Origin of the sequence: Streptomyces sediminimaris, from assembly GCF_047049295.1 — a bacterium.
Taxonomy (GTDB): Bacteria; Actinomycetota; Actinomycetes; order Streptomycetales; family Streptomycetaceae; genus Streptomyces; species Streptomyces sediminimaris.
This window is the reverse complement of sequence record NZ_JBJWOT010000001.1, coordinates 5,178,664-5,196,250: the sequence shown is the minus strand read 5'-3', so window position 1 is coordinate 5,196,250 and position 17,587 is coordinate 5,178,664. Positions and strand designations below refer to the sequence as shown.

Sequence of the window (17,587 nt, the reverse complement as noted above, 5' to 3'; positions counted from 1 at the left end):
ACCTGCGGCACGCACCACCCCGCCCACCCACCGCCGCTACGCCGGCTGCCTCGCATGGGCCCGTACCCAGTCCACGATCGACTGCGTCGTCGCCCCCGGCGTGAAGATCTCCGCGACGCCCTTCTCCTTCAGCGGGGGGATGTCCGCCTCGGGAATGATCCCGCCGCCGAACACCAGGATGTCCTCCGCGTCCCGCTCCTTGAGCAGCTCGAGCACGGCGGCGAACAACGTGTTGTGCGCCCCGGAGAGGATGGACAGCCCGATCGCGTCGGCGTCCTCCTGGATCGCGGTGTCGACGATCTGCTCGGGGGTCTGGTGGAGGCCGGTGTAGATGACCTCCATACCGGCGTCGCGCAGCGCCCGCGCGATCACCTTGGCGCCCCGGTCGTGGCCGTCGAGCCCCGGCTTGGCCACCACCACGCGGATCGGACCGGCTGCCACACCCATCACTGCCTCCATGAAGCGACTACGTTCATCCCTACCGACAAGTACAGCGGTACCCGCACCTACCGGGGAAGTGAACGAACGTTATCCCCAGCATCCCGCAGCCCGCAGTTTCACGGTCCGGACCGAGGGGGAAATCACACGATGGGACACATTCACCGCGCGTCGTTCCGGCGGGAGCACGCGCGACAGGAGCCGCAATGAGGCCGCCGCAGCACGGCACCGCAGGAGCGCGGGCCGTGGCGGTACAGCGTGTCGACGACGGCACGACAGGGCCGTCGACCGCCTTCCTCGCGGCTTCCCACGAGGGCACACGGGGGACAGAGGCGTCCTCCTGCGTGCCGACAGGAGGTCGGCCATGAAGGTCACCAGGACAGCACTGCCCTTTCTGCCGCTCTGCCGGCGGCTGCTTCCCGGCAGACTGGCGGAACTCCCACTAGTCCTGCTGAAGGCGACTGCCCTGGAGCTGGTGATCCTCGTCGGCCACCTCCTCCTCTATCCCACCGGTATCACCGCGGAACGCCGAGAACCATCGGACCTGCCCTCCTCGCCGGACGACGCCGCCCAGCTGCCGACCGGGACCAAACCGCCGGTCGTCCTGCTGCACGGCTTCATAGACAACCGCTCGGTCTTCGTGCTGCTGCGCCGCAGCCTCGCCCAGCACGGCAGGCAGCAGGTGGAGTCGCTCAACTACTCTCCGCTGACCTGCGACATCCGCACCGCGGCCGAGCTGCTCGGCCGGCACGTGGAGGAGATCTGCGAGCGCACCGGCAGCCGGCAGGTCGACATCGTCGGACACAGCCTCGGCGGACTGATCGCGCGGTACTACGTGCAGCGGCTCGGCGGCGACACCCGTGTCCGCACCCTGGTCACACTCGGAACGCCGCATTCCGGCACCCGGGTGGTGCCGCTGGCCAACGCGCACCCGATCGTGCGCCAGATGCGCCCCGGCTCGGGACTCCTCGATGAGCTGGCCCGGCCGGCACCGGGCTGCCGTACGCACTTCGTCAGCTTCTGGAGCGACCTCGACCACCTGATGGACCCGCTGGAGACCGCCTGTATCGACCACCCCGACCTGATGGCGCAGAACGTCCAGGTGAGCGGGATCGGGCATCTCGCGCTGCCCGTGCACCCGGCCGTCGCGACCGGGATACGCCAGGCCCTCGACGCCGAGCGGGCAGGAGCCGAAGCCGCCGCCCACACCGGCGGCCTGACAGTGGCGTGACAGGCGCCTCGCAGGGTTCTCACATCGAACAGCGCTCGAACACACGGCCAAGGTCGCGTGCGCACTCCGCCGAAACACGGCCGAATGCCCGTTTCCTGCGCGCCCGAAACCAGTTGAAGATTGTCGCGCCCGTATACCGCCGGGTACAGTCGCCGCACTGCTCTGGCAGCCCCTGTTGTCGAGGCGAAAGAGAAGTTGGTGAACGACCGTCACCCGTCGGGGACCATGACCACCCCGGCCCCGGCTTCCGATGCCGCCTCGGCGCCCTTCGCGCCGTACGGCACGCAGGAAGCCCAGTACGGCGACTTCACCACGTACGGCGGCTACGACGCCAATGGTTTTGCGACCGGCGGGCACGCGACCGCGACGGCGACCTTCGCCGCGGACCCCCTCTTCGGCAGCCTCCCGGACGACGGCACCGGCTCGTACCACACGTCCTCGTGGGGCACCGGCCACCGCCAGGCCGTGAACCACGACGCGTACGCCGGGCACCACACCGCCTACGACACCGGTGGGTACGACACGAACGCCTGGTCTGCCGGCCACCAGCAGCCGCTCTCGGCCATCCCACCGCAGTCCACCGGCCACGACTTCTCCGGCCAGTGGGACGCCGACGCCTGGCTCCGGACCGATCAGCAGACCCACGCCGCCGACCAGACCCCGGCTCAGCCCCAGACCCAGCACTGGGAATGGGGCACGCAGGCCTTCGACACCGGGGCGTACGACGCCACACAGTGGAACTCCGACGGCGGGCTGCCGGGAGAACCGTTCGAGCAGCAGGCGACCGCCGTCTTCGAACAGGTCGAGCAGGCCGCGCAGGCCGCGCCAGAGGCGTACACGGAGCACGATCCGTACACGAACCAGGGCCCGTACCTGGACCAGGGCCGGTACGAAGGTCAAGGGCGGTACGAAGGTCAAGACCCGTACGAGGATCAGGGCCCGTACGAGGGCCAAGGCCCGTACGAGGATCAAGGCCCGTACGAGGATCAAGGCCCGTACGAGGATCAAGGCCCGTACGGGAAACAGCGCTCCTACGGTGAAGCCGCTCAGGAGAGCGGCGAGTTGGGTGCCACGGGTGAACTTCCCGCCGTAGCGCCGCTGCTGGATGACCAGGAAGAGGTCGTGCCGGTTCCGGCGCCGCGCGCCGCCGCGCGCAACGCGGGCCGTTCGCGCCGCCGCGCCCCCGCCAAGCGCTCCGCGCTGCTGACCATCGCCGTGCCGTCGGCGTGTGTAGTGGGGGTGGCCGGTATCGCCGCCGCCTCCGTGGGCACGTTCAGCGACGGCACGGACACCTCGACGACCGCGTCGGACGCGCACGCCGTGCGACCGTCCGCCGCCAACAACAAGCTGGACAGTCAGCTCCAGAGCCTCTCCGCGGGCGCCGACGACTTCGCCGACCGGGCCAGCCGTACGCAGGAGCGCATCGACCTCAAGGCCCAGCAGGCGGCCGAGCGGAGGAAGGCGGCGGAGGAGGCGGCCCGCAAGGAGCGGCTGCGCCCCAAGTTCGCGCTGCCGGTCACCCAGAAGGGGCTCAGCGCCTACTTCGGCCAGGCGGGCGTCAACTGGATGTCCGTGCACACCGGCATCGACTTCCCGGTCTCGTACGGCACGACGGTGATGGCCGCGACCGACGGCGTCGTGTCGACGAAGTGGAACAGCGCGTACGGGAACATGATGATCGTGACCGCGAAGGACGGCACGGAGACGTGGTACTGCCACCTCTCCAGCTACCGCGTCTCCCCCGGTACCGAGGTGAAGGCCGGCACTCCGATCGCGTACTCCGGCAACTCGGGCAACTCGACCGGGCCGCACCTGCACTTCGAGGTGCGGCCCGGTGGCGGTCCGGCGGTCGACCCGCTCCCGTGGCTGCGCAGCCACGGACTCGACCCGACCTAGACCTGACCTGGACCCGACCGAGACCTGACCCAGCCCCGACCTGGGCCCTGGGCCTGGACCTGCCTGCTGGACCGGCCTCCCTGCGCGCCCCGGCACCTCACTCGCCGGGAACGCACCTCACCGGCACCTTCCGGGCACGTCCCTGCGGACCACCCCGCTCTCGATGCTTGAGCGGGGGCGGACGCGGGAGACCTACAGCTTCTCCACCGGCGCGTACCGCAGCAGCAGGCGCTTCGGCTTGGCGTCACCGAAGTCGATCGTCGCCTCCGCGTTCCCGCCCGTGCCCTTCACCGCCACGACCGTGCCGAGCCCGAACTGGTCGTGGGTGACCCGGTCGCCGACGGCCAGGGAGACCACCGGCTTGTCGGAGGCGCGGCTGCTGGCGAAGCCGGACGCACCCGACGCCGAGGAACGCGAGCGGGAGGACGACAGGGAGGCGGCCACGCCCGACGCCGGACCGGACGAGACCGGGGCCATGGCGCCCGTCCGCTTCCAGTCGACGTGCTGGGCCGGGATCTCCTCCAGAAAGCGCGAGGGCGGGTTGTACGACGGCTGGCCCCAGGCGCTGCGCAGCGACGACCGCGTCAGATAGAGCCGCTCACGCGCGCGCGTGATGCCGACGTAGGCGAGCCGGCGCTCCTCCTCCAGCTCCTTGGTCTGGCCGAGGGCGCGCATGTGCGGGAAGACGCCGTCCTCCATGCCGGTCAGGAAGACGACCGGGAACTCGAGACCCTTGGCGGTGTGCAGGGTCATCAGGGTGATGACGCCGGAGCCGTCCTCCTCCTCGTCCGGGATCTGGTCGGAGTCGGCGACCAGCGCGACGCGCTCGAGGAAGTCGGCGAGCCCGGCGGACTGCTCGCCCTCACCGGACTCCTGCTCGAACTCCAGGGCCACGGCCGCGAGTTCCTGGAGGTTCTCGATGCGGGTCTCGTCCTGCGGGTCGGTGGATGCCTGCAACTCGGCGAGGTAGCCGGTCCGTTCGAGGATCGCCTCCAGAACGGTCGCCGGACCCGCACCGGACTCGGCGATCGTACGGAGGTCCTCCATCAGCGTGTTGAACTTCTTGACGGCGTTGGCGGAGCGTGCCGCCATGCCGTACGCCTCGTCGACGCGGCGCAGCGCCTGCGGGAAGCTGATCTTCTCCCGCTGGGCGAGGGCGTCGATCATCGCCTCGGCGCGCTCGCCGATGCCGCGCTTGGGGACGTTCAGGATCCGGCGCAGCGGGACCGAGTCCTCCGGGTTGGCCAGTACGCGCAGGTAGGCCAGGACGTCCCGGACCTCCTTGCGCTCGTAGAAGCGGACGCCGCCGACGACCTTGTAGGGCAGGCCGACGCGGATGAAGACCTCTTCGAAGACACGGGACTGGGCGTTGGTGCGGTAGAAGACGGCGACGTCGCCGGCCTTCGCCTCGCCCGCGTCCGTGAGGCGGTCTATCTCGTCGGCGACGAACTGGGCCTCGTCGTGCTCGGTGTCGGCGACGTAGCCCGTGATGCGCGCGCCCGTGCCCGCGTTGGTCCACAGGTTCTTGGGGCGGCGGGACTCGTTGCGCTCGATGACCGCGTTGGCCGCGGAGAGGATCGTCTGGGTGGAGCGGTAGTTCTGCTCCAGCAGGATCGTCGTCGCGTCCGGGTAGTCCTCCTCGAACTGGAGGATGTTGCGGATCGTCGCCCCGCGGAAGGCGTAGATCGACTGGTCCGCGTCACCCACGACGCACAGTTCGGCGGGCGGCAGGTCGTGCTCGCTGGGCGGTACGTCCTCGTCGTGCGCGCCGGTGCCGACGAGTTCCCGTACGAGGGCGTACTGGGCGTGGTTGGTGTCCTGGTACTCGTCGACCAGGACGTGCCGGAAGCGGCGGCGGTAGTGCTCGGCGACGTCCGGGAAGGCGCGCAGCAGGTTGACGGTCGTCATGATCAGGTCGTCGAAGTCGAGGGCGTTCGCCTCGCGCAGCCGTGACTGGTACATGGCGTAGGCCTGCGCGAGGGTCTTCTCGAAGCCGTCGGCGGCCTGGCCCGCGAAGTCCTCCTCGTCGATCAGCTCGTTCTTCAGGTTGCTGATCTTGGCGCTGAAGGACTTCGGCGGATACCGCTTGGGGTCGAGGTCCAGGTCGCGGCAGACCAGGGCCATCAGGCGCTTGGAGTCGGCGGCGTCGTAGATCGAGAACGACGACGTGAAGCCGAGCTTCTTCGACTCCCGGCGCAGGATGCGCACGCACGCGCTGTGGAAGGTCATCACCCACATCGCGTTCGCGCGCGGGCCGACGAGCTGCTCGACGCGCTCCCTCATCTCACCCGCGGCCTTGTTGGTGAAGGTGATCGCGAGGATCTGGCCCGGGTGGACGTGCCGCTCGGCGAGCAGGTGGGCGATGCGGTGGGTGAGCACACGGGTCTTGCCCGAGCCGGCGCCTGCCACGATGAGCAGCGGGGTGCCGGAGTGGACGACGGCCGCGCGCTGGTTCTCGTTCAGCCCGTCCAGCAGGGCGGCCGGGTCGAGCACCGGGCGCGGGGCGCCGTCACGGTAGTGGGTGTCCCGGTCCGGCGGCACGTCGAACTTCCCACCGAACAGATCGTCCGGAACCGGCTCCGGTCCGTGATCGTCCTCGGGCGGCGGCGGGGGCCCCTCCTCGTGCCCGCGAGGGGCCTGGAGGTCCGCCAGGAAGCTGTCGTCAAAGAGGCTGCTCATCGCCCTCCGAGTCTAGGGCGCCGCACTGACAGCCCGCCGCCGCCCCGCGAACTTCGCCGAAACGGGGGCGTCCCTCCTCGTCACGAGGCCCCGGCTCCGGCCCCGACCCCGGCTCTGGCTCCGGCTCCGGCTCCGGCTCCGGCGTCACGAACCCCAGACCGGGCCCCAGCCTCTCGTCACGAGGACCAGACCCGGCCCCGATCCCGGCCCCAGCGCAACGAGGGCCCAGCCCCGGCCTCAGCCCCAGCGCCACGAGGGCCCAGCCCCGGCCTCAGCCCCAGCGCCACGAGGGCCCAGCCCCGGCCTCAGCCCCAGCGCCACGAGGGCCCAGCCCCGACCCCAACCGTGGTGACCGAACAGCCGCGAATCCACGCAGACCGCACCACGCCCGACCGCACCGCTCGGCGCCTTGACCAAAGGTCACGAAAATGTATCGGGCATATCGAACATCAACCTTCACAGCGGCCACACGAGTTGGCTACGGTTCCGGGCGGGCCGTACGACCCCCACCGGCGAACGTCGCCGGGCCGCGCGGCCTCCGCCGAGTCCGGTGCGCCACCGCGCGCCCGGAGCCGGGGACCCACCGTTCCCGGGGTGAATCGGTCCGACCCCGCACGGGAGCGGACCGTAGGGCAAGCCTTCCGAACCACCCGCCCGAACCCGACAGCTAACCCGGTAGGCGGAACGTGGAAGGAGTCGCCTCCCTTGGCGTCGCACCGCAAGTCGCGCCCCTCAGCCTCGCGCGTCACAGGCATACGCACCCCCGCTCTCGCCACGGCCGCCCTCACCTCCGTGGCCCTGCTCTCCCAGTCGGCCAACGCCGCCCCCGTGACCGACGGCAGGCCGAGCCTCGAGGAAGTCGAGAAGAAGGTCGACGACCTCTACCGCCAGGCGGAATCGGCCACCGAGAAGTACAACGCGGCCAAGGAGAAGACCACGACGCAGCGCAAGCGCGTCGACACCCTCCTCGACGACGTCGCCAAGCGCGCCCAGAAGCTCAACGAGGAGCGGGAGCGGCTCGGCACCTTCGCCGCGGCCCAGTACCGCACCGGCGCCGCCGCACCCGACACGGCGACCTTCCTGCTCGCCGACTCCCCGCAGGACTACTTCGACCAGACGCAGCTGATGGGCCGGCTGACCGCCCGGCAGAAGTCCGCGGTGGACGACTACTTCACCGAGCAGTCCGCGACGATGAAGAAGCGCCAGGAGGCGTCCAAGGACCTCCGGACGCTCACTGACACGCAGAGCGACCTGCGGACGGCCAAGGCCACCGTGCAGAAGAAGCTCTCCGACGCGCGCGAGCTGCTGTCGAAGCTGACCGCCGAGGAGAAGGCGCGGCTCGCGGCGATCCAGCGGAAGAAGGAGGAGGAGGCCGCGCGCAAGGCTGCTGAGCTGGCCAGGCAGCAGGCCGCCGCGCAGAAGGCCAAGGAGGAGGCCGCGGCGGCGAGCAGTTCCTCGTCCGGCTCCACCGCCGGCTCTTCCACCGACTCGGGTTCCACCTCCACCGGCGACTCCGCGTACGCCACCAAGGCGGCGAAGGCGCTCGCCTTCGCCCGCGCGCAGATCGGCAAGCCGTACGTCTGGGGTGCCACCGGCCCCGACTCCTACGACTGCTCCGGCCTCACCCAGGCCGCCTGGAAGGCCGCCGGTGTCAGCCTGCCGCGCACCACCTATGACCAGGTCGACGCGGGCACCACGGTCTCCCTCGCCGACGCCCAGCCGGGCGACCTGATCTTCTTCTACGACGACATCAGCCACGTCGGCATCTACATCGGCAACGGCATGATGATCCACGCGCCGAAGCCGGGCGCGTACGTCCGCGAGGAGTCGATCTACTACGCCGGTTCGTCGATCATCCACAGCGTGGTGCGCCCGGCCTGATGAGGCAGGTGCGGGGCGCTCCCCGCCCGCCGCGAAGTACCTCGTATGTGCTGCCGCGCCGGTGCCGCGCCCGTGCCGTGCCTGTGCCGCGGCACTGAGCGGTGGAGCGCTTAGCATCGAGCCCATGTCCGGCCCCAGCTCCTTCCGCGCCTGGTGGGCGCGGCGCCCCCCGGCGGCCGGAGCCGCCGTGATGGCGACCGGCATCGTGTCGGTCGGCCTGCGTATGACGGGGCAGGAGGTGCTGTCGTGGATCACCCTGGTCCTGGCGAGCGCCGTCTGGGCGGGGCTGGCGGCGAACTTCGGCATGAGTCTGGTGCGGGGCCGGGAGCGGTGGTGGGCGGACGCGCGGCAGCCGCCGTCGCTGACCGCCGTCGCGGCGACCACCGTGCTCGGCACCCGGTTCAGCCTCCTCGGCCGGCCGGTCCTGGCCGAGGCCCTGCTCGCGTCGGCGGCCGTGCTGTGGCCGGTGCTGATCGTCGAGGTCGTACGGAACTGCCGGCGCCGTATGCCGGGTTCGGTGTTCCTGTGCTGCGTGGCCACGCAGGGGCTCGCGGTGCTCGGCGCCACGCTCGCCGGGGCCGGGGCGACCGCGTGGCTCGCGCACGCCGCCCTCGTGCTGTTCGGGCTCGGCCTCGTCCTCTACGGCTTCGCGCTGTCCCGTTTCGAGCTGCGGCAGGTGGCCGAGGGGCAGGGCGACCACTGGGTGGCGGGCGGCGCGCTCGCCATCTCGGCGCTCGCCGGATCGAAACTCCTCGCCGCTGACAGCGCGCGCCTGTACCTGTGGAACGACGACGACCGCGGCGTCCTGCGCACGGTCACCGCCGCCCTGCTCGTGCTCGACCTGGCCTGGTACGCCGTACTCCTCGTCGCCGAGGCGGCCCGGCCCCGGCTGCGCTACGACGCGCGCCGCTGGTCGACCGTGTTCCCGCTGGGGATGACGGCGGTGGCGGTGCTGTCCGCCACCACCTCCCTCGGTGCCCCGTGGCTGAGGGGACCCGGGCAGGTGCTGCTCTGGATCGCGGTGGCGGTGTGGGCGGCCGTCGCCGCGGGGGCCGTGGCGGACGCCCGCGCCGGCCTCAGGTCCACAGCACCGCGATGAAGATGTTCGCCGTGGTGAGCAGGCCCACGAGCCCGAACAGGCCCTTGTCCACCTGCTCGTCGTCCCGCTTCACGTAGACCAGGCCGAGGATCACGACCAGCAGGGCCAGCTTGATACCGATCTTGACGTTGTTGACGTGATGATCGTCGGCCTGGTTGAGGCCGACCAGCACCGCTCCGGTGACCAGCATCGTCAGCGCCCCGTGCAGCATGCCGGGGACGAAGCGGGCCGTGCCCTGCCCCATCGCCTTCATCTGGGTGAGGAAGCCACCCAGCAGCGCGGCGATGCCGATGATGTGCAGGGCGACGAAGAGATGGATGAGTACGTCCATGGGGCTGGAGCTTAAACAGGGGCGCATGGGGCGTCCGGCACCGCCCTGCCCTTCGCGGATCCGACACCGGCCTGCCCCTCGGAGAATCGAGGCGGCAGCCGTCACGCGGACCGCGCCCAGGATGGCGCAGACCCGCCGAAGGATTCTGCGTAAACAGGGATCCTGCGTGCATAGAGGTCCTGCGTATACGTGGGTAGAAGTCCTGCATATATGCGGTCCGTAGCAGGCCGTCCCCCGACCGCGGTCCGGAACCGTCACATCGGTCAGCGCGCCGCGTGAAGTCGACGGCGAGGTTCCCGGATCACGGTCGCATACGGTCATCCGGCGATCCGGCGGCGGCACTTCCGCACATCGTGTCACGGAGGGGTCACGGTCAGGTTTAGCGTCCTGCCCCAGGTGACCGGCTCCCCACCACCGTCCGGGCCAGGGACGGCAGTCGGACACCACCGCCGAGAGGTCCGGTGGCGGCGCGCTCCCCCCTGTGCGGGCCGTCACCGGACGCGTATCCAGCCGCCGGGGGACGAGGCGGCCGTACGAAAGGATGTGCAGTCCAGGTGGCAGCGCACCGCAAGACCGGTCGGCGTTCACTCGGCGGCAGCACGGCCCGCACCGCCTTCACCATCGCCCTGGCGGGCGCGGCGACCGCGACCGGCTTCGAAGGCACCGGACACGCGGAGCCCGACCCGACGCCGGCGCAGGTCAAGGCGGAGGTGGAGAAGCTGTATCAGGAGGCGGAGGTCGCCACCGAGAAGTACGACGGCGCGAAGGAGAAGGCGGACGCCGCCGAGCACCGGCTCACCACCCTGCGGGACGAGGCCGCGCGCAGGACGGACAAGCTGAACTCGGCGCGGGACGCGCTGGGCTCGATGGCCGCCGCGCAGTACCGCGACGGCGGCCTCGACCCGGCGCTGCAACTCGCGCTGTCCGACGACCCCGACCGCTATCTCGAGGGCGCCGAGTTCGCCGACCGGGCGGGCACCCGGCAGGCGGCGGCCGTCGCGGGCGTACGCCGGCAGCTGCGGGAGATCGAGCAGCTGCGCGGGGCCGCCCGCGTCGAGCTGACCGGCCTGAAAGCGCGGCAGGCGGAACTGAGGCGGGCCAAGACGACCATCGCCGGGAAGCTGGACGCGGCGCGGCGGCTGCTGGCCCGGCTGCCGGCCTCGGAGCGCGCACGGCTCGGCCTCGGCGCGGACCCGGGCGGCCCGGAGCGCGCGTCACGCTCCGGCTCGGCCCCGCGCGCCGGCCTGCGGGCCCCCGGCTCCGCGACGGCCGAAGCGCCCGACTCCCGTGCCGCGGCCGCCGTCGCCTACGCCTATTCCAAGCTCGGCAGCCCGTACGTATGGGGCGCGACCGGACCGGACGCCTTCGACTGCTCAGGGCTCGTCCAGGCCGCCTACCACTCCGCAGGGGTCTCCCTCCCGCGCACCACCTACTCGCAGATCGACGCCGGCCGCCGTGTCTCCCGCTCCGAACTTGCCCCGGGTGACCTGGTCTTCTTCTACTCCGGCATCAGCCACGTCGGCATCTATGTCGGCAACGGCCAGATGATCCACGCCCCGAACCCGTCGGCACCGGTGCGGCTGGCACCGATCGACGAGATGCCGTTCGCGGGGGCGACGCGGGTGGTATGACCCAGGTCCCGAGACTCGGGCCCCGGGGCCCGAGTCCGGCGTGTCAGACCAGCCTCCGCGCCGTCGCCCACCGCGTCAGCTCGTGCCGGTTGGACAGCTGCAGCTTCCGCAGGACCGCCGACACATGGGACTCGACCGTCTTCACGGAGATGAAGAGCTGCTTGGCGATCTCCTTGTACGCGTACCCCCGGGCGATCAGGCGCAGCACCTCGCGCTCGCGCTGGGTGAGGCGGTCCAGGTCCTCGTCGACCGGCGGGGCGTCGGTGGAGGCGAACGCGTCCAGGACGAAGCCCGCCAGCCGCGGGGAGAAGACGGCGTCGCCCTCCTGCACGCGGAAGACGGAGGCGACGAGGTCCGTGCCGGTGATGGTCTTGGTGACGTAGCCGCGCGCGCCGCCCCGGATCACGCCGATCACGTCCTCCGCCGCGTCCGACACGGACAGGGCGAGGAAGCGCACGGGCTGCTCGGTGTCGGCCATCAACGCCGCGCAGCGGCGCAGGACTTCGACGCCGCCGCCACCCGGCAGGTGGACGTCGAGCAGGACCACCTCGGGGCGGGTCGCGGTGATGACCGTGACCGCCTGGTCGACGTCGGCCGCCTCGCCGACGACCTCCACGCCGGTCTGCGCTGTCTGGCCGATCTCGGCCTGTACACCGGTACGGAACATGCGGTGGTCGTCGACGAGCACCACGCGCACGCGGCGCTCGCCCGCGCCGCCGGCGGACGGCTCCGCGGGCTCGGCGCCCTCGGCCCCGCCCGTCGTACCGTTCGTCTCGGTCGGGTCGCTCATCACGTCTTCTCCGCCCTCTCCATCTCCAGCTCGACCTCCGTGCCGCCGTCGGGCACCGCGCGCAGCCGCGCCGTGCCGCCGTTGCGCTCCATGCGGCCGATGATCGATTCTCTGACGCCCATGCGGTCGGCGGGTATCGAGTCCAGATCGAAGCCGGGGCCACGGTCCCGGACCGACACGAAGACCGTCCTCCCCTCGACCTCTGCGTAGACCTGCACGGCGCCGCCCTCGCCACCGTACTTGGCGGCGTTCACCATTGCCTCGCGTGCGGCCTGCATCTGCGGGCCGATTTTCTCGTCGAGCGGGCAGTCGCCGACTATCACGACCTCTATGGGGACCCCGTGCTTGTCCTCCACCTCCGCGGCGCTGCGCCGCACCGCGTCGGCGAGCGTGGTGGGTTCGTCGGCCTCGTCCTTGCCGGTGCCCTCGGGCTTGTAGAGCCAGGTGCGCAGATCGCGCTCCTGGGCGCGGGCGAGGCGGCGCACCTCGCCGGCGTTCTCCGCGTTGCGCTGGATCAGGGTCAGGGTGTGCAGCACCGAGTCGTGGACGTGCGCGGCGACCTCGGCGCGCTCCTGCGCGCGGATGCGCATCAGGCGCTCCTCGGAGAGGTCCTGGGTCATACGCACGAGGTACGGGCCCGCCAGCAGCGATATCCCGACGAGGACCGCGAGGGCCGCCTGGAGGACGGAGCCGAGATGAGCGGCGGATCCCTGCAGCACGAAGATGCCGGAGACGCCCGCGGTGACGAGGAGGACACCGCCTGCCGCGCGCAGCAGGGTGAGCGTGCGCCGCCTGCTGCCGACCTCGACCCAGCGGGCCCGGCGGGCGTTGTCCGCCTGGCGCCAGACGAGCGCGACGCCCGCGCCGACCAGGACGGCGGGCCAGAGGTAGATCTTGGCGCCGCCGCTCAGATTGACGTTGCTCACGAAGACCAGGGCCACGGCGACCATGAGGAGCAGGGCCACGATCTGGCCCCGGTCCGGCCTGCGGGCGACGAGTCTGCGGCGGCCGTCCGCCGAGGTCTCGGTGGTGACCAGCGACGGGGGCCTCTGATCGCCCACGCCGCCCACGCCGAGCGGCACGAAGAACCAGAACGCGGCGTACAGCAGCGCGCCGAGGCCGTCCGCCATGAACAGGCCGACGAACACGAGCCGCACCCAGATGACGGGCAGCCCGAGATGTCCGGCGAGCCCCCGCGCCACACCACCCAGCCAGCGTCCGTCGCTGCTGCGGTAGAGCTTGCGCGGCGGCCGCGGTTCGACGAGTGGCGCTGCGGCGGCTTCCGGCATGCCACCGATACTCACACGGCCCGAGGACACGGGCATCAGGGTCGCCCCCCGATACTCCCCTGATCTTCGGACGCCCGCTCCGTCGAACGTTTCCCCGGCGCCGGTTCAGGGGTGATATCAGGGTCCGGCCAGGGTCGTTCCGACTCCCGCCGGAGCCGCTCGGCCGTCACCATGGACTCATGACAGATCACGAGCGCGCCGCGACGGGTCCGGGACCCGGCTCCGGCCCGCGCCCCGCCGCGGGTGCCGGGCCGCAGGCCGCCGCCCCGGCCGCGGCTGCCGCGGCCGGGGCGGGCTCCGGTGGGGGTGCGGGCCCCGGAGGTGCGGACCCCGGCGCCGGCTCGCGCGCGCACGGGCGTGCGGGCGCGCAGGAAGAGGAGGGTCAGCGGGCGGAGACCGTCCAGGGCCCCGGCAGGCTCCGCCGCGACCGGCGGTACAAGACGCTCGCCGGGGTGTGCGCCGGGCTCGGGCGGCAGTGCGACATGGACCCGGTGATCTTCCGGATCACCCTCGTGGTGCTCTCCGCGGCCGGCGGAATCGGCCTGATCTTCTACGGCTTCGCCTGGCTCCTCGTGCCGTACGAGGACGAGGAGGAGAACGAGGTACGCAAGCTGCTGACCGGCCGCGTCGACGGCCAGGCACTGACCGCGGTGCTGTTCGCGCTGGTCGGCTGCGGGGTCTTCCTCACCATGCTGAGGAACGGCGGGGTGCTGGCCTTCGCCGTCGTCCTCTCCCTGCTCCTCGCGGGCGCTGGGTACTGGTCGCGGCAGCGCGGGACCCCCGACCCCGATCCGCTGGCCGCCCAGGCCGCCGCCGACGCCCCACCGGAGGCGCAGGCGCCGCCGGTGCCCGCCGCCTACCCCTCGTGGTGGCGCGACCCCATCGTCAAGGACGGGACGCACGACGGCGGCACAGGCTACCTCTGGGGTCCACGTGACTCCCGCGACCGGGACATCGCCGCCGCGGTGAACATCAGCCGCGGCACCTCCTGGACCGACCGCGCCGGCCTGCGGACCGCGCGGGCACCGGCGCCGAAGCCGCGCGGCCCCCGCTGGATCGGCGGCTGGCTCTTCCTGCTCGCCCTGCTCGCGGGCGGCCTCGGCACCGGGCTGACGTGGAAGGACCATGCGCTGGGCACCAGCCTGCAGGCCGGCCTCGCCGCCGCGCTGATCGTGTTCGGCCTGGGCATCGCGCTCAGCGCGTTCCTGGGGCGCACGGGGGCCGGTTCCGTCTTCCTGGCCGTCGTCACGGCGGCCCTGCTCGCGGCGTCGGCCGCGCTGCCCAAGGACATCAACACCCACTGGATACGTACGACATGGCAGCCGGCCGCGGTCGCGGACCTGCGGCCGAAGTACCAGCTCGGCAGCGGCGTGGGCACCCTGGACCTGAGCCGGCTGCGGGTGGCGAAGGGGCAGACGGTGAGCACGAACGCCGAGGTCGGCGCGGGCCGGCTGAAGGTGGTCGTGCCGAAGGACACGGCGGTGAGGCTGAGCATCGACGTGGGCGTGGGCGACATCCAGCTGCCGGGCGACGGGCAGAAGGACGTGGACGTCGAACCGGGCAAGCACAAAGAGGTGACCCTGCCGCCGGGCGGCGGGAACACCGGCACGCTGGACCTCGATCTCCGGGTCGGCGTCGGACAGGCGGAGGTGAGCCGTGCTGCGTCATGAGTTCCAGCCGGGAAGGCTGGTCGCCGGTTTCTTCCTCGCCGTGGCGGGCCTCGTCTACGCCGGGGACGCGGGCGGGCTGTGGGAGACACCGTGGTTCGCGGTGATACCGATGGTCGTGGGCGGGCTCTGCCTCGCCGGGGCCGTGGGAGTGGTCGGCCGGACCGTACGCCGGCGGCGGGGCCGCACCGGACGCACGGACCCGGCAGCCCCGGCGGACCGGGCGGACCCGGCGCAGGCCCCGCTGGACGCGTCGCGATGAGGCGGCGGCAAGGCGAGACGAGGCGGCGGCAACGCAACGGGACCCGCCGGGACGGGACGGCGGCAACGCATACCGCCCGGCGTTCCCGCCGGGCAGTAGCCGCTGCTGCCGCGGCAGCCGCTCCGGGCAGCTACCGGTAGCCTCCCAACCGCTGCCTGCGCCGCGCGTGGAGTGCCGCGTCGAGGGAGAACACGGAGGCGCCGGCGAGGACGAGGGGGAGCCAGGCCATCAGGTAGGCGAGGTCGTTGCCGTAGTAGTACGGGTCGGAGGCCCAGCTCACCGTGAGCCAGAGGCTGAGGGAGATCAGCGCGCCGCCGAGCGCGGCAAGGCGGGCGAAGAGGCCGATCAGGGTGCCGATGCCGACGGCCAGTTCACCGAGGGCGATGGCGTAACCGAAGCCCACTGGGTTCTTCAGGGCCATGTCCACCATCGCGGGGATGGCGGAGGAGTCGCGGACCTGGCGCATCATGTCGCCGATGGAGCCGCTGCCGGAGGCCTTGAGGAAGTCGCTGTTGGTGAGTTTGTCCAGCCCGGCGTAGATGAAGGTGACGCCGAGGAAGACGCGGAGTGGAAGGAGGGCGTAGCGGGTGGCGGAGTCGCGCCAGTTCCGGTCGCCGTCGAGATAGGGGGTGTGCGTGTCCGTGCGCATGCCGTGAGTCATCGCTGTCGCCTCTCGCCCGCAGTGCCGGGACCCCTCAGAAGACGATACGTACGTAAGGGACGGTGCGCTCAATCCGGTCGTGCAGATTTCCGGCGGCGTGCCCGGCGGCCGTCACCGGGGTCTCGGCTCGTCCCATCGGTCCGTTACGACAATCCGCCACGACATTCCGTCGCATCGGTCCGTCACGACAGTCCGCCTCAACAGTCCGCGCCGCATCGGTCCATCCCGCCGGTCCGCCGCATCGGTCCATCCCGCCGGTCCGCCGCATCGGCCCACCCGCCGGTCCATCGCATCGGTCCATCCCGCCGGTCCGCATCGGTCCGGTCCGTCGCTCAGTCCGTCACGTCGATCGCGTACTGGTTGGTCTCTACCCCGGCGGCGGTCACCACTTGCACCTCGACCCTCCCCGGTTCCACGTCCACCGGTACGGGGACGGTCAGGACGGCGTCCGTCGGGTTGCTGAAACCGCCGGGGACGGGGACCAGGGGAACATGCACGTTGACCGCGCCGATGCGGACCACCATGCGCGTGAGCCGGTCCGCGCCCTGCGAGCCCGGGGGCACGAAGCCCGCGCCGCGGATCTCGATGTCGTCGCCCGTGCGGATGGGGGCGTCGAGGTCGCCGGCCTCGCGGGCGCGCACCACGGAGAGGATCACCGGACGGCCGCCCTCGGCGTACTTGCCGGCCACGTAGGTCGCCGCGGACACCAGCACCAGCACCGCCAGGCCCCAGGGAAGGTCCGGCAGCTGGTCCGGGCGGCGGGCCAGCCGCACCGCGGCGAACAGGGCGGCGACGGCGCTGATCACGACGTACTGGATGTCGGCGAAGGTGCCGCGGCCCGCGTCGTCGGTGAGCAGGTCGGCGGCCCGGGGCCGGTCCGCCCGTACCTTCTGCAGCCGCTGTCCGAGGACCCGCAGGCCGACGACGCGCCGCACCAGCACGGCGACGCCGCAGACCACGGCGAGGACGGTGACGATTCCGGCGCCGCGGGCGAGGTCGAGGCCGGAGATCAGCGCGTCGCGTTCCGCGTGGTCGGACGCGGCGGCGAGGCGCCCCGCGAGGACGAGCACGGCGTAGCCGACGAACAGGACCCAGACCGCGGCCACCGCGCGGGAGGTGGACAGGCGGTTGTCCTCACCGATGACGGGCGCCAGGACGCCGCCGCGGGCGCGGTGGAACCAGGAAGCGGCGGTCAGCGCGCCTCCCGTGACGAGGGCCGCCAGCAGGCCCGCCGTGCGGGCCGGCGTCCACCCGGCGCCGATCGCGGTCAGCGTCTGTACCAGCAGCAACGCCACCACCAGGGCCCACACCGTGCACACGGTCCACCGCCACAGGCGAGCGAGCCACGCCTCGCCCTCGGCGCGGCCGCGTTCGGCGACGCGTTCGGCGGACTGGCGCAGTTCCTCGGAGACCCACTGGCGGGAGGCCGAGGCCGAATGGGCCACCGCGGCGGGCAGCCCCTGTCCGGCCGCGTACCCGTCCCGCAGCAGCAGGAACTCGGCGACCGCGCGCCGGTGGCCCGTACGTGCCCCGTGCGGACAGTCCCCGCAGGTGCAGCCGCCCCCGTGGCCGCCCCCCGGCGCGTCCGCGCCGCCTCTCGCCTCCTGCACCGCCACGCCCGACGCCCGCCTTCCCCGCAGCCCTGCCGCCGGCGCCCTTCCGGCCGTCGGCCGCGCCCCGGCAACTCCCGTGTGATGACAGCGAATTGTGCCCTACGCCGCCCCCCGCACGC

Annotated in this window: 14 protein-coding genes and 1 riboswitch; of the genes, 7 read left to right on the top strand and 7 right to left on the bottom strand. The window is 72.1% G+C overall.

All coding sequences use genetic code 11. The annotated features are described in order from the left end of the window. Positions 1 to 36: 36 nt before the first annotated feature. Positions 37 to 447: a coenzyme B12-dependent isobutyryl CoA mutase small subunit gene (gene icmB, locus ACJ9NR_RS24290; RefSeq protein ID WP_412493029.1), complete on the bottom strand. Its 411-nt coding sequence runs from the start codon at positions 445 to 447 to the stop codon at positions 37 to 39. A gap of 355 nt (positions 448 to 802) precedes the next feature. Here icmB and ACJ9NR_RS24285 point away from each other — a divergent pair, with 355 nt between their 5' ends. Both ACJ9NR_RS24285 and ACJ9NR_RS24280 read left to right on the top strand, forming a co-directional pair. After that, entirely contained in the window at positions 803 to 1,669 is an 867-nt protein-coding gene (locus ACJ9NR_RS24285; protein ID WP_412493028.1) for an esterase/lipase family protein, read from the top strand. A gap of 225 nt (positions 1,670 to 1,894) precedes the next feature. Further along, a complete protein-coding gene (locus tag ACJ9NR_RS24280) occupies positions 1,895 to 3,565 on the top strand; it encodes a M23 family metallopeptidase (protein ID WP_412493504.1) in 1,671 nt (556 codons plus the stop codon). Positions 3,566 to 3,757: 192 nt separating this feature from the next. On the opposite strand, the gene pcrA is transcribed toward ACJ9NR_RS24280, so the two are convergent. Beyond that, positions 3,758 to 6,244: a DNA helicase PcrA gene (gene pcrA / locus ACJ9NR_RS24275; RefSeq protein WP_412493027.1), complete on the bottom strand. Its 2,487-nt coding sequence runs from the start codon at positions 6,242 to 6,244 to the stop codon at positions 3,758 to 3,760. A 529-nt stretch (positions 6,245 to 6,773) separates the two neighbouring features. Continuing rightward, positions 6,774 to 6,941: riboswitch (cyclic di-AMP (ydaO/yuaA leader) on the top strand. 8 nt (positions 6,942 to 6,949) lie between these two features. On the opposite strand from pcrA, the gene ACJ9NR_RS24270 reads away from it, so the two are divergent. Continuing rightward, positions 6,950 to 8,125: a C40 family peptidase gene (locus ACJ9NR_RS24270; protein ID WP_412493026.1), complete on the top strand. Its 1,176-nt coding sequence runs from the start codon at positions 6,950 to 6,952 to the stop codon at positions 8,123 to 8,125. A gap of 124 nt (positions 8,126 to 8,249) precedes the next feature. Beyond that, positions 8,250 to 9,224: a tellurite resistance/C4-dicarboxylate transporter family protein gene (locus tag ACJ9NR_RS24265; RefSeq protein WP_412493025.1), complete on the top strand. Its 975-nt coding sequence runs from the start codon at positions 8,250 to 8,252 to the stop codon at positions 9,222 to 9,224. Here the strand turns inward: ACJ9NR_RS24265 and ACJ9NR_RS24260 are convergent. After that, positions 9,202 to 9,555 (bottom strand): hypothetical protein, encoded by a 354-nt coding sequence (locus tag ACJ9NR_RS24260; RefSeq protein WP_412493024.1) that lies wholly within the window; start codon positions 9,553 to 9,555, stop codon positions 9,202 to 9,204. The two genes, ACJ9NR_RS24265 and ACJ9NR_RS24260, sit on opposite strands and share 23 nt — an antisense overlap. Positions 9,556 to 10,109: 554 nt before the next feature. Here ACJ9NR_RS24260 and ACJ9NR_RS24255 point away from each other — a divergent pair. Further along, positions 10,110 to 11,186 carry a C40 family peptidase gene (locus ACJ9NR_RS24255; RefSeq protein ID WP_412493023.1) on the top strand — a complete coding sequence of 359 codons (1,077 nt, stop codon included), beginning with the start codon at positions 10,110 to 10,112 and terminating at the stop codon, positions 11,184 to 11,186. Positions 11,187 to 11,229: 43 nt separating this feature from the next. Here ACJ9NR_RS24255 and ACJ9NR_RS24250 read toward each other — a convergent pair whose 3' ends face one another. Both ACJ9NR_RS24250 and ACJ9NR_RS24245 read right to left on the bottom strand, forming a co-directional pair. Continuing rightward, positions 11,230 to 11,976, bottom strand: a complete 747-nt coding sequence (locus ACJ9NR_RS24250; RefSeq protein ID WP_412493022.1) for a LuxR C-terminal-related transcriptional regulator — start codon at positions 11,974 to 11,976, stop codon at positions 11,230 to 11,232. Further along, a complete protein-coding gene (locus ACJ9NR_RS24245) occupies positions 11,976 to 13,265 on the bottom strand; it encodes an ATP-binding protein (protein WP_412493021.1) in 1,290 nt (429 codons plus the stop codon). The genes ACJ9NR_RS24250 and ACJ9NR_RS24245 overlap by 1 nt, the downstream gene beginning before the upstream one ends. Positions 13,266 to 13,444: 179 nt before the next feature. Between ACJ9NR_RS24245 and ACJ9NR_RS24240 the strand changes: the two genes are divergently transcribed. Both ACJ9NR_RS24240 and ACJ9NR_RS24235 read left to right on the top strand, forming a co-directional pair. Then, positions 13,445 to 14,935 carry a PspC domain-containing protein gene (locus ACJ9NR_RS24240; RefSeq protein WP_412493020.1) on the top strand — a complete coding sequence of 497 codons (1,491 nt, stop codon included), beginning with the start codon at positions 13,445 to 13,447 and terminating at the stop codon, positions 14,933 to 14,935. Further along, positions 14,922 to 15,194 (top strand): hypothetical protein, encoded by a 273-nt coding sequence (locus ACJ9NR_RS24235; RefSeq protein WP_412493019.1) that lies wholly within the window; start codon positions 14,922 to 14,924, stop codon positions 15,192 to 15,194. The genes ACJ9NR_RS24240 and ACJ9NR_RS24235 overlap by 14 nt, the downstream gene beginning before the upstream one ends. Positions 15,195 to 15,324: 130 nt before the next feature. Here ACJ9NR_RS24235 and ACJ9NR_RS24230 read toward each other — a convergent pair whose 3' ends face one another. Together ACJ9NR_RS24230 and ACJ9NR_RS24225 are read right to left on the bottom strand one after the other, a co-directional pair. Then, positions 15,325 to 15,855 carry a DoxX family protein gene (locus ACJ9NR_RS24230; RefSeq protein ID WP_412493018.1) on the bottom strand — a complete coding sequence of 177 codons (531 nt, stop codon included), beginning with the start codon at positions 15,853 to 15,855 and terminating at the stop codon, positions 15,325 to 15,327. A 332-nt stretch (positions 15,856 to 16,187) separates the two neighbouring features. Beyond that, on the bottom strand, positions 16,188 to 17,471 hold the full coding sequence (locus tag ACJ9NR_RS24225; protein WP_412493017.1) for a hypothetical protein: 1,284 nt from the start codon (positions 17,469 to 17,471) through the stop codon (positions 16,188 to 16,190). Positions 17,472 to 17,587 lie beyond the last annotated feature (116 nt).

Bases quoted from the DNA above. Each gene is read 5' to 3' on its own strand.
- ACJ9NR_RS24285 (WP_412493028.1), top strand. From the start codon at position 803: ATGAAGGTCACCAGGACAGCACTGCCCTTTCTGCCGCTCTGCCGGCGG.
- ACJ9NR_RS24265 (WP_412493025.1), top strand. From the start codon at position 8,250: ATGTCCGGCCCCAGCTCCTTCCGCGCCTGGTGGGCGCGGCGCCCCCCG.
- icmB (WP_412493029.1), bottom strand. From the start codon at position 447: ATGGGTGTGGCAGCCGGTCCGATCCGCGTGGTGGTGGCCAAGCCGGGG.
- ACJ9NR_RS24240 (WP_412493020.1), top strand. From the start codon at position 13,445: ATGACAGATCACGAGCGCGCCGCGACGGGTCCGGGACCCGGCTCCGGC.
- ACJ9NR_RS24260 (WP_412493024.1), bottom strand. From the start codon at position 9,555: ATGGACGTACTCATCCATCTCTTCGTCGCCCTGCACATCATCGGCATC.
- ACJ9NR_RS24230 (WP_412493018.1), bottom strand. From the start codon at position 15,855: ATGACTCACGGCATGCGCACGGACACGCACACCCCCTATCTCGACGGC.
- ACJ9NR_RS24245 (WP_412493021.1), bottom strand. From the start codon at position 13,265: ATGCCGGAAGCCGCCGCAGCGCCACTCGTCGAACCGCGGCCGCCGCGC.
- ACJ9NR_RS24280 (WP_412493504.1), top strand. From the start codon at position 1,895: ATGACCACCCCGGCCCCGGCTTCCGATGCCGCCTCGGCGCCCTTCGCG.
- pcrA (WP_412493027.1), bottom strand. From the start codon at position 6,244: ATGAGCAGCCTCTTTGACGACAGCTTCCTGGCGGACCTCCAGGCCCCT.
- ACJ9NR_RS24250 (WP_412493022.1), bottom strand. From the start codon at position 11,976: ATGAGCGACCCGACCGAGACGAACGGTACGACGGGCGGGGCCGAGGGC.